The sequence below is a fragment of the Streptomyces sp. NBC_00203 genome (genome assembly GCF_045206325.1).
GTDB classification, from domain to species: domain Bacteria; phylum Actinomycetota; class Actinomycetes; order Streptomycetales; family Streptomycetaceae; genus Streptomyces; species Streptomyces lutosisoli.
In genome coordinates this window covers 9,746,986-9,761,053 of record NZ_CP108126.1, presented here as the reverse complement: position 1 = coordinate 9,761,053, position 14,068 = coordinate 9,746,986, and the positions used below count along the sequence as shown (strand labels likewise).

The window sequence follows — 14,068 nt, the reverse complement described above, 5'->3', positions numbered from 1 at the left end:
TGTCGCACCGTCCCGGGCTGAGCGGGTCGGAACATTCCCCCAGCTGGTCCGAGCAGACCGCAGGGGCGAAAAACAGAGGGCCTGCCGTGCGACCGCAGAGTGAGGGGAACGACTGATGCTGAAATTCATCAACCAGTACCCGCAAAAGCTCGCCGTGACCATCATGTGGTACACGCCCAACTGCGTTGACGGGGGAGACTGGACGAAGAAGGGCTGGTGGAATCTGGCTCCGGGACAGAGCGCTGTCGTCCACGGCGGTGATCTGTCGGACATCAACCGCTACTGGTGCTACTTCGCACACGCCTCGGACGGCGCGTTCTGGGCCGGCGACCTCGCCCGGCAGGCTCCGTCTCGCGCGTTCGACTGGTGTGAGTGGACGAGCAGCACGGATTCCACGCAGATCGGCTACCGCATGCAGGACGTCGGAGACCACGACGACCTGGACATCACGCTGACCCCCTGATGGTCGGCTCTCGTCCGCGGCCAGGCCGACGTCACCGTGCCGGACGCCACAACCGCACATTCGGCCCGGCTGCAACTGCTCGGTCCGGCCGGCTCGTCGCCGGTCGGACCGAGCAGTTGCAGTAACCACGTCACGGTGTCGCTTCAACGGGCGTGATCTGACCATGAATGGCGATCTTCCAGACCACGTGCAAGCCTGAGAAAGGCCAAGGGGAGGTCCCTCACGGGAACGACGGACGAACTTCGCAACGGAGATGATCCCGATGCCGATCGTCGAGCCGAAGGCTTCCCATGGAATGGTGGTACTGGGTGAGGGGACCGTCTATCTGTCCCACATGCCCATGTTCATGGATCCCCACGCCGTTCAGTACGTTATTGAAGTCACCCTGAAAAGCGCGACAGGTGACGCGCGGCAGATCTACGCCGATGACCGCCGGACGACGGGAACAGCTGTCTACACGCTGGCCCCCGAACCGTTCCGCATCTCCGATCTCGTCGCCCCGGAAGGCCAAGAGCCCAAACTCACCTCGTTCACCGGTACGTTGTTTCGAGGTCATTTTGAGCGAGGCGGCACCGAAATCATCGACCCGGTGACTGTCGAGGTGCAACGCGTCATCAATTTCCGGCATTTCGACCATCACGCCTCTCGGCCCCCGGCCCTGAATTACCTGGCCTTCGGGAAGGGAAGTGAGCTTTTCCTCGCGCATTGGATCACCAAGGCCCCGGACTTCGATCATCACATCGCGATTCGGCAAGCCTCAGGTAACGGGGGCACTGTGCTCACCGATGACATCCTCCGGAAGGGCCCGCGGCTTGAGATCGCCGGAAGGGCAGATCGCCCGGCAGACAGACTGCACGAGAGCAACCAGGTGACCGCGAAGTTTCTGGACGGCGGACCGGTTGGCGTTGATCTGCAGCTCGCGATAGGGCGGGAGTTCTACGAAGAAGAAGGGGATCTGGCCACCGAGATGCATTTCCACTGAGCGCACATGAACCTCGATGACATCTCCCACTGCGAGATCCACCCCACGGTCGGCATCGCCAGGTTGGGCGACAGTCCCGACGGTTTCTTCATAGGTCCGGAGGCCCCCGGCATTCCGCCGCGGCCGGACGGCGGCTTCAAGGACACCGCCGGGCGGATCAAGCGCCAGGCCGCCCGGTTCCGCCTGTACGCCTATGACCGGGCCGGCGCTGCCCTGGGCGAGCTCACCTCGGCCGACGCGCACGTCACCTGGACCGTCGAGCTGGCCAACGCCAAGGGCGAGTGGTTCAAGTTCGCCGGGCGCTTCCACGAGTCCGCCGCGGACGCCAACCGCCGTAACCGGCACATCGATCCCGCCGATCCCTCGGCTCGGGCGCGGCTGGTCATCCGGCCTGGCCCCCGCAGCGTGACCGGTCCCTCCCAGGACGGCACGGGTGCCCGGTTCGACACCGGAACCTTCCTGGGCACCCCGGTGCCGCTGGGTGAACTGCGCACGGACGAGGCAGGCCGGCTCCTCGTCCTCGGCGGCTTCGGGAAGTCCGCCTCGGTCAAGCCCGCCAATCCGATCAGCCACTTCGCCAACAACGATTTCTGGTTCGACGACATCTCTGACGGTCCGGTCAGCGCGACCGTCCGCCTGGGGCCGCAGGGTCGCCCGGTGCCGGTGACTCCCGCTTGGGTCCTGGCGGCCCCTCCTGATTACGCCCCCTACACAGCAAGCCTGATCACTCTGTACGACGTCGCCTTGGAGACCGCCCGCGCGTCGGGCAGGCTGCCCATAGCGCCGGAGGTCTCCTTCACCCGGGACATCTACCCGTTGCTCGCCCGGCCGGTCGGATTCGCCTGGGTCAACGCGGTCGCGCGCATCAAGCACGGCATCGCACGCAACTTCCTCGCGTCCGACCGCCTCGCCCAGCTGTCCTCGAACGCCGACGTCAACGCCAAGCACCGGCAAGCCGTCTTCGACCGCTTGCGTACGCCGAAGCCCGGGCTCTTGGACATCGGCCAGGCCGACGCCGGATTCATGCCCGTCCTTGCCGGCGACGGCGGCGATCGAGACCCCGAGCATCCGCAAACCTGGCTGACACTCCTGCCCGGCCAGTACGAACGGATGCGGCGCTGGGCCGTCGGCGACTTCCTGGCCGACTGGCCGGGCGCGCCCGCCCCCGAGGTGCCGCTCGAGGCCCTCGCGCCCGCGGACCAGCCGCACGCCCTGGTACGGGCCGCATTGGAGGCCTGCAGCGGCGGGGGATTCTTCCCGGGTATCGAGATGACGTACATCGCTGACAACCCGGCCACCTGGGCCGCGCCCTTCCGGCTGCGCGAAGACCTGTTCGCCGGAGATGTCACCAAGTACATGGCCCTGCCCTGGCAGGCCGACTTCGACGCCTGCCACACCCACTGGTGGCCCGCTTCCCGCCCCGACGAAGTGCTTCCCGAGCCCGAGCACGACGCGCTCATTCAGGTCGCGGCCGACGCGTTCAGGGAGTGGGACCGTGGGATCGCCGACGCTGACGCGATGGTCGCGAAGTGGAGCACTCTCGGGTTCGTCGTCGCCCGGCCCGGTCCGGACGGCCGCGAGATCCTGGTGGAGACGGAGCGGACCGCTCCCGAGCCCGAGTAGGCCGGGCAGAGGCCGGAGCGGAGCATTGAGCGGCAGCGGATCGAACAGCGGCGCGAGGACGCGGCACTGCGACGTTCTGGTAGCCGGGGGCGGCCCCGCCGGGTGTGTGGCCGCGCTGAGCCTCGTCCGGGCCGGCGCGGAAGTCGTCATCGTCACCCCGGTGGTCTCCCCCGGCTGGAGGGTCGGGGAGAGTCTTGCTCCCAGCGCCCGTCCGCTGCTGGAACGGCTGGGAGTGCTCGACCGTATCGCCGCCGATGGGCACGCTCCCTGTCACGGCAACCAGGCCGCTTGGGGCGAGGACGCTCTCAGCGTCGCGGGCTATCAGTTCGGGCCGTACGGCGACGGCTGGCACCTTGACCGAGCCCGGTTCAATGCCGCCCTCCTACAAGCAGCCCAGGCCGCTGGCGCCTGCCGGCACACCGGGCGCGTCCACAGTGTCCGACGGCAGCAGGACCGTTGGCAGGTCACCACAGGGGACGGCAGCGTGCTGCGGGCCGGCCATCTCGTTGACGCCACTGGCCGGGCGGCGCGGCTGGCCCGCCGGATCGGAGCGGGGCTGGTCCGCTCCGACCATCTGATCGCGGTAGCCGGGCTGTTGGGTCCGCCGAGGGCGGGGGCGGGGACGGCTGAGCTGGAACGAACGTCGCTGGTGGAGTCCACTCCCTGGGGCTGGTGGTACACCGCCCCGCTGCCCGGTGGTGAGCGGGTCGTGATGGCCATGACCGATGCCGACCTCGTCGCCGGCCTGCATCTGCTCGATCCGGGCGTGTGGTGGGCCCAAGTGCAGCTCGCCGGTCACATCCGGGACCGCACCGCCCGTTGGGAGAGTCCACCCCGGCGGCTGCGGGTGCTGGCCGCCGGCTCCGCCTGCGCCAGGCCTGCGGCCGGCCCGGGCTGGGCAGCCGTCGGTGACGCCGCCACCGCGACCGACCCCCTGGCCGCCCGGGGGATCGTCACCGCGGTGGCCACCGGCTTGGTGGCGGCACGGGCAATCCTGGCCGACCGGGCCGGAGAGACCGGCGCGCTGGACGCCTACGCCCGGCGCATCGCAGCCGTACATGCCGAGTACCTGAACGCACGCACCGCCCAGTACCGACGAGAACAACGCTGGGACACGCCGTTCTGGCGCCGTCGGCACTGAAGCCGAGCTGACGCACCAACGGCAGCGCGTCCCCGAGCTGAAACGGCAGCCGCCGTGACTGCCGAACGCGCGGCCTCGCTCGGCCGCCGGATTCAGGCGGGCGGCCATGGCGGAGGCCGAAGTGGAAAGGGCGGAGGCCGCGGCGCCCTGGCCGAGGCGAGCCGCCCACAGCCGGCCGGGACTGTCCGCGACCGCGTACAGCACGGAGGCGCCGACCGTCGGGGCCACGATAATGATCTTGTAAGGCAAGGCCCCGCCGCCGCGCGTACGGTGGAGATGAGGCCTGACGGGTACGCCGGTGCAGGCAGCAGGCACTGCCGGCAGCCGCCGCAGGCGACCGCACACAGCCCGATGGTGCTCCCGCGCAGGAGGGAGAAAGCAATGCCGAAGCACAGGGTCGGCACACAGGAGGAATTCGACGCAGCCCGCCAGGAGCTGCTCGTGGAGGAGAAGCAACTCACCCGGCGCAGCGACGAACTCGCGCGGAAGCGGAGGGAGCTTCCGTGGGTGCCGGTCGAGAAGGACTACCGCTTCGAGACCGAGGGCGGGACCAAGTCGCTCGCGGACCTCTTCGACGGACGTTCGCAGCTGCTCATCTACCACTTCATGTTCGGTCCGCCGTACGAGGCCGGATGCACGGTCTGCTCCTCGATCGCGGACACCCTCGCGCCCAACGTGATCCACCTCAAGGCCCGCGACGTGACGCTGATCTGCTCCTCGCGGGCGCCGATCGACAAGCTCCTCGCCTACCGGGAGCGGATGGGCTGGAGCTTCGACTGGGTCTCCGCCGGCGGCAGCGACTTCCACCGCGACCTCGGCTTGCAGTACACCGAGGAGGAGCTCAGGCCGTTCCTCGACGGCGACATCCCGCCGACCGTGCATCAGATGGCGGAACTGTCCGGCACGGACGTGCTCGGGTACGTCACCGAAGGGCCCGGGATGAGCGCCTACGCGCTCTCGGACGGCAGCGTCCACCGGACGTACGTCACCACCGCGCGCGGCCTCGAACCCGCCATGGCCTACTACGGCCTCCTCGACCGGACACCACTGGGCCGCCACGAGGACGGCGAGGAGGCCCACTGGCTGCGCCGCCACGACGAGTACGGCAAGGTCTGAATGGCCGTTCGGTTCCGGCCTGCGGGCAGGGATCTGGATTCCGTTTCCGTACAGCGGGGTTGATCAGTCGGGACCGCTCCAGTCAAACGGGAAATGCTTGCTCGACTTGCCGCTGCGGTCCCAGCTGAAGCCGAAGGCGTCGGCCTGGTCCGTCGTGGCGCGACCCCATGTGGCGATCTGGCCCGGGCCGACCTCGGCACCGCCGGCGTTGTGTACCTGCACCCGCGCGCCGGCGGGCGTGGTGGGACCGGCCAGGGCCTCGGCGCGGGCGGTGACCCGGCCCGGGACCTCGACGCTCCACGATCCCAGGTCCTCGTCGATCTCCACGATGACAGGGGCGACTTCCATGCCGCGCACCTCGAAGGGAGCGAGCTCGCCGAACTCCTTCGGCCAGCCCCCCACCTCACCGCTGAAGATCGTGCCGAGCGCGGCGCGCTGCTGGTCGTCGGCGCGCTCGTCGACGAAGAAGGCGGCATACGAGTCGGTGGCGGCGCCGGCCCATATGTTGCCGGTGAAGGACCCGAGCATCAGGAAGTTCAGGCGCATTTACAGGTGTCGAACCAGTCGCCGACCAGATGCCAGGCCGGGCTGGTGGTTGTTTCGGTCATCTTGCTGACCTTCTCATCCCCCGTTACCGCAAGGTCCTGGGAGCGGCGGAGTCGTCCCGCACAGAGCTCTCCGGCCACGAAGCCAAGCGGATCGGCCTCATCTCCAGCATGCGCCTGCACGGCGAGGAAACCCCAGTCCTGCGCGGTGTCGGCCGCGGCACAGGGGAGGTCCGGTCACCGACGAGAGCCGCTTCCCCTCCGTCCGCTTTTGGGCCCTCCGATTCTGTGATCTGCTGGAGGTGTCTTCGGACTGCTCACCGCTGTCCGTGGTGGGCGTTCCCGGGAGGCACGCCATGCTGCATCCTCACCTCGCCGCGCCGGAGCCCACCCGGCCCGGGGTCCTGCTGCCGAGGCGTGATCTGGCCCTCGGCTGGACTCTGCTGACGCTCATCGCCGCTCTGGCGTGGGTGCTCACGGTCGCTCAGTCCCGCGGCATGGGAATGGACCCGGGCACCATGGGCCTGGCGCTCCCACTCTTCCTGCTCCTGTGGGTGGTCATGATGGCGGCGATGATGCTGCCGTCGCTGGCGCCCGTCGCCCTCACCTGGGTCCAGGCGATCAATCGCAGCGCGGCGGGCCGTGTCCGGGCCCTGCGCATCAGCGAGTTCATCGGCGGCTATCTGCTGGCCTGGGCCGGGTTCGGGCTGCTCGTGTACGCGGCCCTGGCGGCGACCGGGCATCTGGTCGACAGCCACCCCGACGCGGGCCGCTGGATCGGCGCGGCAGCCTTTCTGCTCGCGGGAGTGCAGCAGTTCGGGCCGCTGAAAGGAGTCTGTCTGCGGCACTGCCGCAACCCGATGTTCCAGTTGCTGCGGTACGCGCGCTTCCGGCCGTGGGCGAAGGACCTGCGGGTGGGCGCGCACCACGGGCTCTACTGCGTCGGCTGCTGCTGGGGCCTGATGATCGTCCTGATCCCGCTCGGCGTGATGAACGTAGCGGCGATGGCGGGACTGGCCGCCGTGATCTTCTTGGAGAAGCTGTGGCGCGGGGGTCCTTGGCTCAGCTGGGCGGTCGGCCTCGCCTTCCTCGTGCTGGCCGTGCTGGCGCCGTTCCAGGACTGGCTGCTGCCCGGTCTGCAGATGAGCGGTTCGTCGGTGGACCGGATGATGGCGGGCCCCGCGCTGTGAGGCTCCTCCCCTTCGCCACCCAGGCACTTGGTGGCGTCTCGCCCCAGCACAAGACACCAACACAATGATGCTGACGCCCCATCAGGAGCGATCGCCCACTCGCGAAAACGGGGTGCCGAGCGGAGACAGCCGTGTCCCGCGAGAGGCCCGCACCAGGGCTGGAACCCCAGGTCAGCGCACCCTTCCGCGCGGTTTCAGGGGCACCGGCGGGAGTTCAGGAGCGGGCAGTGGCGCACCGTCGTACCCCACCACCTCACCGAACCGCGAGCCCGCCATCCAGTCCGAACGGGCCTGTGCGATGTCCTCGTTGGACCGCCCGATGAAGTTCCACCACATGATCAGCTCCTCCTCGAAGGGCTCGCCGCCCAGGAGCATGAGCGCGGCGTCCGACTCGGCGCGCAGGGGGAGTTCGCTCCGGCCGCAGCCGAGATAGAGCATCGAGCCGGGGAGTACCGGTACGCCGTCCACGTGGGCCTCGCCGGACATGGACAGGACGGCGTACTCGAAGTCGGGTTCCAGCGGCAGTCGTACGTCGGTGCCGCTCGCCAGGGCCAGGTCGGCACCGACGATCGGGGTGTACGTCGTGCCGGGCGAGGTGGTGCCGTCGACGGTGCCCAGGATGAGCGTGGCGTTGAGGCCGGGAGCCGTGACGACGGGCAGTTCGGCGTGGTGCTCGAAGCGCGGGTCGGTGAGGCGGTGGCCGTCGGGGAGGGCGACCCAGAGCTGCGCGCCGTGCAGGAGGCGGGCGTGCGACTTGGGGCTCTCCTCGGAGTGGCTGATGGCGCGGCCCGAGGTCATGAGGCCCAGTTCGCGCGGGCGGATGGTCTGCAGGCTGCCCGTGGAGTCGCGGTGCAGCACCTCGCCCTCGTGCAGCCAGCTGACGGTCTGCAGGCCCATGTGCGGGTGCGGCGGGACCTGCATGCCGGGCTCGTCGGCGATGTCGTCGGGCCCGTAGTGATCGACGAAGCACCACGCGCCGACCATGCGGCGGCCCAGGTTGGGCAGCAGGCGGCGGACTTCGGTGGACTCGCCGAGCTTGACCCGGCGGGGGCTGAGGAGTTCACGCACCGGCTCGGCCACCACGAAACCGCGGCCACCGCAGAGTGCGGGAACCGCCTCGCGATCAAGATTGCTCATGGCGCACAACCTAGCCCCGTCGGGGACCCTCCGTCAGGCCATCGACCCGCCCATCGAGGGGCACTTGGCTCAGAACCGGCGCGGGGCCCAGGACCTCGGCCGCAGGCGCGTACGCCGTTGGTCGGACCCGTCAGAAAATAGTAGCCATGGATATAGTAGCCATGTACGGTTTCTCTCATGAGTTCGGTACCTGAGAAGGCGACGCCAGGTTTCCTGGTCTGGCGTCTGTCGATGAAATGGCGCGTGGCCGTCGACCGCGCGGTCGCTCCGCTGGGCCTGACCCACGCGCAGTACTCGCTGGTGGCGTCGCTGTACGGCATGGACAGGGAGGGGCTGCGGCCCAGTCAGCGCCGGCTCGCCGATCACACCGGACTCGAAGCGCTCTACGTGTCGAAGCTGGCCCGCGCCCTGGAGGCGGCAGGCCTCGTCGACCGCACCCGGGATCCGGCGGACCCCCGGGCGATCCAGCTGACCCTCACGGACGAGGGGCGCGAGATCGCCCGCCGTGCGATCCGGGTGGTCCAGGGGCTCCTGGACCAGCTTCTCGAACCCCTGGGCGGGCTCGACGGCGAGCGCACGAAGGCGTTCAGCCGCGAGCTGGCCACCCTGCTCGACGTACCACTCGATCCGCAGGCCGGGACCGACCGGCATCGCGGCATCGGCCCGCATCGTGACAACGACCGACATCCCGACAAGGAGCAGTCATGACCATCACCACTCCCCCCGTAGGCGGCCAGGTCATAGGTCTGGCGCACTACGCGAGCCGAGCTCTCCTGGAGAGCGTGCTCGCCCGCAGCGGCACCACCTTCAACCAGTCGGTGGCCCTCCGGGCCGTCTCCGACAACGGCGGGACCGTCGAGCGCGACTGGCTCGTGGGCCGGCTGACCGGGGCACTGAAGATCGAGGAGCCCGCGGCCCGGGCCACCGTCGACGAGATGACGGCCCTGAAGCTGCTGGAGGAGCCGACGGCCGAGCGGGTGTCGCTCACGGACAGCGGCCGGGAGCTGTTCGAGGGGATCCGCACCGCCGGCAACGAGATCGCGGCCCGGCTGTACGCGGACATTCCGGCCGAGGACCTGGCGACCGCCGGGCGCGTGCTGGCCCTCGTCACGGAGCGGGCCGACGCGGAGCTGGCGGGCGCGTAAGCAACTGCCCGCAGCACAGCAGGGCGAGGACCCGTTGTGGAATATTCAACCAACTCTGGCGGTTGTGGCCTGTCGAAGGAGGTCAGCAGTGGAAACGACGTACTACGACCACGGGACGGCCGCGGAGCGCTGGGAGCGGGCGCGGATGTACTTCGACGCCAAGGACTACGCCGCCGCGGCGCGGATTCTGGGCGGGCTGGTCGAGGAGGTGCCGGAGCAGGTCGGACCCCGGCTGCTGCTGGCGCGCTCCTACTACCACTCGGCTCAACTGCGCCGCGCCGAGACGGAGTTGCGCGCGCTCGTGGAGCTCGACCCGGTCGAGCACTACGCCCGGCTGATGCTGGGGCGCACGCTGCAGCGCCAGGGTCGGCATGACGAGGCGGAGTCGCATCTGCGGATCGCCTCGGCACTGGCGGGCGACTTCGAGCAGGTGTGATCACACCGCTCAGGCCCCTTTCGGCGACAGGCCGGTCACCTCGTTGACCGGCCTTTTCGCGTCTTCCTCCGGCGTTCGCCTTCTCGCGTCTCCCTCCGGCGTTCGCCCTTTCGCGTCTTCCTCAGGCGTTTTTCGCGTCTCCCTTCGGCATTCGCCCGTCCGGTCACGCCACCGGGCCGCCGTAGGTGCGCTTCCCCTTCCGGTACGCGATCTCGCCGAGGAGGACGTCCACGGCGATGAACACCGCGAGCGGGATGCCGAGCAGCGGGACGAAGTAGGCGAGGACGGCGACGGCCGCCATGGCCGGGACCAGGATCTGCGGCGGGACCTGCTGCCAGGTGCCGCGCGGGATGGGCCGGCCGAACGCGGAGGCGCGGCCGCGCAGCCACCACATGCGGTAGCCCCACACGATGAGCAGGATCAGCGAGAGCGCGAGGGCCATCAGGGCGATCTGGTTCACGAGACCGAACAGGACACCGGTGTGCGCGTCGATGCCCCAGCGGGTCAGCTTGGCGAGCAGTGGGTAGTCGGCGAAGCGGAGTTCGTCGATGACCTTGCCCGTCGCCGGGTCCACGGCCACCGAGTCCTGCTTCTCGGGCCAGCTGCGCTGGATCTGCTTCACCACATAGGCGGAGGAGGCGTCGGCGGGCGCGACGATCTCGACGGGGTCGCCGAGGCCCTTGGCGCGGGCGGCCGCGAGGATCTTGTCGACGTCGAGGGCGATGTCCGGTGCCGTGGCCTCCGCGGTCCCCGTGCCGGTGTGGCCCGCGTGCTCGCCGCCGGTCGCCGACGAGACCGAGGGCGTCGCCTGGCCGAGCGAGGTCCTGAGGGTGTCGATGTTCGCCCCGGCGTACGTCGACCAGGTCAGACCGGTCGCCGAGAGGAAGATGAACCCGGCGGCCGCCCAGACGCCGACCGTGCCGTGCAGCCCGAGGGTGCGGCGGCGCCCACTGGTGCCGCGCACCTTGCGCTGGGCACGGCGGCGGCCGAACCACAGCACCAGGCCGCCGCCCGCGATCACCCACAGCCAGCTGGCGGCGAGTTCGCTGTAGAGGCGGCCGTTCTCGCCGAGCTGGAGGTTGGCGTGCAGCCCGTCGATCCAGGTGCGCAGCGGGAGCGCACCGGTGGACCCGTACTGTTCCAGGGCTCCGCGGACCTTCCCGGTGTACGGGTCGACGAAGACCGCGAGGGTGTGGTCGGCGCCGACGCCGGGGACGCCGGAGAGCAGTACGCGGGTCGTGGCGTCCGCCTCCGGTGAGGGGCGTACGGCGGAGACCGTGCCCTCGGGGTGGACCTTGCGGGCGGCGGCCACCTGCTGGGACAGCGGAAGCTTGTGGTCGCCGGCCGGGACGGTCAGCTCATGCGCGTACACGATCTTCTCGGCCTGGAACGAGGCGGCGTACAGCAGGCCGGTCGTGGCGGCGACCAGCAGGAACGGGGCGACGAGCAGTCCGGCGTAGAAGTGCAGGCGCAGGATCAGGGGGCGCAGCGGGGAGCAGATTCTTCGGGACGGTGTCGGCGCTACGGACTGCGGGGACTCGTCCGTCGTGGTCAAGGGAGCGGTGGACATCGGCGGGGTTCTCCGGTCGGGCAGGGGACGGAAACGGGCCGTGGGCCGGGGAGTTGGGCTCCCTTCGCCGGTGGCGGTCCAGTAGTCGGGGCGCGGAGCAGTCGAGTTCCCGGGCGTGCGAGTGGCGTGCGTCACATGCGGGAAGATCCGGGAAGATCCGGGACTCGCCCGCGCCGCCTCGCTCGGCGCGGGCCGGCTTGGCATCCTGGCGCGATGGCATCCGAACGTGACCCCAGCACCTCCCGCCCCCTGAGCGACCTGGTCGAGGAACTCCTCTCCCACGAAGGCCCGTTGCCGATCGTCGCCGCCGGCGACCCGGTGCTGCGCCGGCTTGCCGAGCCCTTCGACGGCCAGCTGGACCCGGGGCTGCTGGCCCGCTTCGTCGCGGCCCTGCGCGCGACGATGCACGCGGCGCCGGGCGTCGGCCTCGCCGCGCCGCAGGTCGGCGTACCGCTGCGGCTCGCCGTCATCGAGGATCCGGCGCCGGTGCCCGACGAGGTGCGCCTCGCGCGAGGGCGGGTTCCGCTGCCGTTCCGAGTGCTGGTCAATCCGTCGTACGAGGGGGTCGGCGCGGGTCGGGCCGCGTTCTTCGAGGGCTGTCTGAGCGTTCCGGGCTGGCAGGCGCTGGTGGTCCGGCACGCCGAGGTGCGGCTGACGGCGCTGGACGAGCACGGCCGCGCGGTCGACGAGGTGTTCACCGGCTGGCCCGCGCGCATCGTCCAGCACGAGACGGACCACCTGGACGGCATGCTCTACCTCGACCGCGCGGAGCCTCGTTCACTGTCGTCGAACCAGGCGATGGCGGACCGCTGGAACCAGCCGACGCCGGAGCGGGCGGCCGCGGCTCTCGGCTTCACGCTGCCCGGCTGAGAGCCGGCCTCGGCCGCACCACGGCGCGAGTCGAGGCCTGGCGGGGACTGACGGAAGGCTCGGGCCCGCGGAAATCCCGTGGCGCCCGCCCAAGTCCCTTCACTAGCCTGGCCGCATGTCTACGCCCCGCATCTCTTAGCTCAAGGACCCGCTTCCACGCCACCCGTGTGTCCTTTTGCCGATTGATTCCCCGGAGCGTATTCCCATGATCACCGTTCGCGGTGTCGACGTGCGCGTGGGCGCCCGTCTGCTGCTGTCCGACATCTCCTTCCACGTCTCCCCCGGCGACCGCATCGGTCTGGTCGGCCGCAACGGCGCGGGCAAGACCACTCTGCTGAACACCCTGGCGGGGCAGGCGCGGCCCGCCGCCGGGTCCATCTCCCGTACGGGGGCGCTCGGTTACCTGCCCCAGGACCCTCGTGCGGCCGACCCCGCGGTGACGGTCACGGACCGGATCCTGTCGGCGCGCGGCCTGGATCACGCCGTACGGATGCTGCGCGCGGCGGAGGCCGCGATGGCCGACGGCTCCGAGCGCGCGATGAACGCCTATGTACGGGCGGAGGCCGAGTTCCTGGCGCGGGGCGGGTACGCGGCCGAGGCGGAGGCGGCCCGGGTCGCCGCGGGCCTCGGGCTGCCGGCCCGGGTCATGGACCAGCCGGTCGGCGCTCTGTCCGGCGGTCAGCGCCGCCGGGTCGAGCTGGCCCGCATCCTGTTCGCGGACCACGGCACCCTGCTCCTGGACGAGCCGACGAACCACCTGGACGCCGACTCGGTCGCCTGGCTGCGTGCCTTCTTGACGAACCATCAGGCGGGGCTCGTCCTCATCAGCCACGACACCTCGCTGCTGGCCGCCGTGGTCAACCGCGTCTTCCACCTCGACCCGTCGCGCGCCACGCTCGACGTCCACAACACGGGCTGGCACGCCTACCTCGCCCAGCGGGACGCCGACGAGCGCCGCCGGGCCCGGGAGCGGGCGAACGCCGAGCGCAAGGCGGCGACGCTGCACGCGCAGGCGGACAAGATGCGCACGTACGTGTCGACGGCCGTGGCGGCGAAGAACATGGCCCGCCGCGCCGACCGCATGCTCGCCGAGCTCGAACCGGTCCGGCGGACGGAGAAGGTGGCCAGGATCCGGCTGCCCGAGCCCGCCCCCTGCGGGCGGATGCCGCTCGGTGCGATCAGTCTGACCAAGGCGTACGGCGATCTCCGTGTCCTCGGCGGAGTCGACCTGGCCGTCGACCGGGGCAGCCGGCTGGTGATCCTCGGCCTCAACGGCTCGGGCAAGACCACTCTGCTGCGTCTCCTCGCCGGACACGACACCCCGGACAGCGGGCGTGTGGTGCACGGTCATGGGCTGCGCCTCGGCTACTTCGCGCAGGAGCACGACACGCTCGACCCCGCCGACACGGTCCGGGGGCAGCTGGCCGCCACGGCGCCGCATCTCACGGACGGCGAGGTGCGGCGGGTGCTCGGCTCGTTCCTGTTCACGGGCGACGACGCCGACAAACGCGTAGGCGTGCTGTCCGGAGGGGAGAAGACCCTCCCCCATAGCCTTAAGGGCATGGGGGGACCCCCACGCCCTGGCGGGTCTGGTCCACTCCGGCGCGAACGTCCTGCTCCTCGACGAGCCCACCAACAACCTCGACCCGGTCTCCCGGGCCGAGGTCCTGGCCGCGGTGGGCACGTACCCGGGCGCGATCGTCATGGTCACCCACGACGTGGGCGCCATCGAGGCCCTGCGTCCGGACCGGGTGCTGCTGCTCCCGGACGCGGACGAGGATCTGTGGAGCGAGGAGTATCTGGAGCTGGTCTCCCTGGCATGACGAAGTCCCGCGCGGCTGCCGCGCGGG

The 14,068-nt window shown here is 70.4% G+C and carries 12 protein-coding genes and 2 pseudogenes; 11 read left to right on the top strand and 3 right to left on the bottom strand.

The window, feature by feature from the left end:
- The first annotated feature begins 115 nt into the window (after nt 1-115).
- The 5 genes from OG975_RS43225 to OG975_RS43205 all read left to right on the top strand — a co-directional run bounded on the left by OG975_RS43225 (nt 116) and on the right by OG975_RS43205 (nt 5,325).
- Nucleotides 116-463 carry a DUF1036 domain-containing protein gene (locus tag OG975_RS43225; RefSeq protein ID WP_406335134.1) on the top strand — a complete coding sequence of 116 codons (348 nt, stop codon included), beginning with the start codon at nt 116-118 and terminating at the stop codon, nt 461-463.
- Nucleotides 464-725: 262 nt separating this feature from the next.
- A complete protein-coding gene (locus OG975_RS43220; protein WP_406335133.1) occupies nt 726-1,445 on the top strand; it encodes a hypothetical protein in 720 nt (239 codons plus the stop codon).
- A 6-nt stretch (nt 1,446-1,451) separates the two neighbouring features.
- Entirely contained in the window at nt 1,452-3,068 is a 1,617-nt protein-coding gene (locus tag OG975_RS43215) for a LodA/GoxA family CTQ-dependent oxidase (RefSeq protein ID WP_406335131.1), read from the top strand.
- 25 nt (nt 3,069-3,093) lie between these two features.
- Nucleotides 3,094-4,209: an NAD(P)/FAD-dependent oxidoreductase gene (locus tag OG975_RS43210; RefSeq protein WP_406335130.1), complete on the top strand. Its 1,116-nt coding sequence runs from the start codon at nt 3,094-3,096 to the stop codon at nt 4,207-4,209.
- A gap of 381 nt (nt 4,210-4,590) precedes the next feature.
- Nucleotides 4,591-5,325: a DUF899 domain-containing protein gene (locus OG975_RS43205; RefSeq protein WP_406335129.1), complete on the top strand. Its 735-nt coding sequence runs from the start codon at nt 4,591-4,593 to the stop codon at nt 5,323-5,325.
- 63 nt (nt 5,326-5,388) lie between these two features.
- On the opposite strand, the pseudogene OG975_RS43200 reads toward OG975_RS43205, so the two are convergent.
- Nucleotides 5,389-5,933, bottom strand: a pseudogene (locus tag OG975_RS43200) (DUF1326 domain-containing protein).
- Between the two features lie 293 nt (nt 5,934-6,226).
- On the opposite strand from OG975_RS43200, the gene OG975_RS43195 reads away from it, so the two are divergent.
- The gene (locus tag OG975_RS43195; RefSeq protein WP_406335127.1) at nt 6,227-7,060 is read left to right on the top strand and encodes a DUF2182 domain-containing protein; all 834 of its coding nucleotides are present in this window, start codon (nt 6,227-6,229) and stop codon (nt 7,058-7,060) included.
- Nucleotides 7,061-7,231: 171 nt separating this feature from the next.
- On the opposite strand, the gene OG975_RS43190 is transcribed toward OG975_RS43195, so the two are convergent.
- Nucleotides 7,232-8,197: a pirin family protein gene (locus tag OG975_RS43190; protein WP_406335126.1), complete on the bottom strand. Its 966-nt coding sequence runs from the start codon at nt 8,195-8,197 to the stop codon at nt 7,232-7,234.
- Between the two features lie 177 nt (nt 8,198-8,374).
- Here OG975_RS43190 and OG975_RS43185 point away from each other — a divergent pair, with 177 nt between their 5' ends.
- From OG975_RS43185 to OG975_RS43175, 3 genes are all read left to right on the top strand, one after another.
- Nucleotides 8,375-8,905 carry a MarR family winged helix-turn-helix transcriptional regulator gene (locus OG975_RS43185; protein ID WP_406335124.1) on the top strand — a complete coding sequence of 177 codons (531 nt, stop codon included), beginning with the start codon at nt 8,375-8,377 and terminating at the stop codon, nt 8,903-8,905.
- Nucleotides 8,902-9,342 (top strand): MarR family winged helix-turn-helix transcriptional regulator, encoded by a 441-nt coding sequence (locus OG975_RS43180; RefSeq protein ID WP_406335123.1) that lies wholly within the window; start codon nt 8,902-8,904, stop codon nt 9,340-9,342. Before OG975_RS43185 ends, OG975_RS43180 begins: the two co-directional genes overlap by 4 nt.
- Before the next feature lie 88 nt (nt 9,343-9,430).
- A complete protein-coding gene (locus tag OG975_RS43175; protein WP_327433923.1) occupies nt 9,431-9,778 on the top strand; it encodes a tetratricopeptide repeat protein in 348 nt (115 codons plus the stop codon).
- A gap of 163 nt (nt 9,779-9,941) precedes the next feature.
- Here the strand turns inward: OG975_RS43175 and OG975_RS43170 are convergent, their stop codons facing one another.
- Nucleotides 9,942-11,348: a PepSY-associated TM helix domain-containing protein gene (locus OG975_RS43170; RefSeq protein ID WP_406335122.1), complete on the bottom strand. Its 1,407-nt coding sequence runs from the start codon at nt 11,346-11,348 to the stop codon at nt 9,942-9,944.
- Nucleotides 11,349-11,561: 213 nt separating this feature from the next.
- Here OG975_RS43170 and OG975_RS43165 point away from each other — a divergent pair, with 213 nt between their 5' ends.
- Both OG975_RS43165 and OG975_RS43160 read left to right on the top strand, forming a co-directional pair.
- Nucleotides 11,562-12,218, top strand: coding sequence for a peptide deformylase (locus OG975_RS43165; protein ID WP_406335121.1), 657 nt, complete (start codon nt 11,562-11,564; stop codon nt 12,216-12,218).
- Between the two features lie 205 nt (nt 12,219-12,423).
- Nucleotides 12,424-14,041, top strand: a pseudogene (locus OG975_RS43160) (ABC-F family ATP-binding cassette domain-containing protein).
- Nucleotides 14,042-14,068 lie beyond the last annotated feature (27 nt).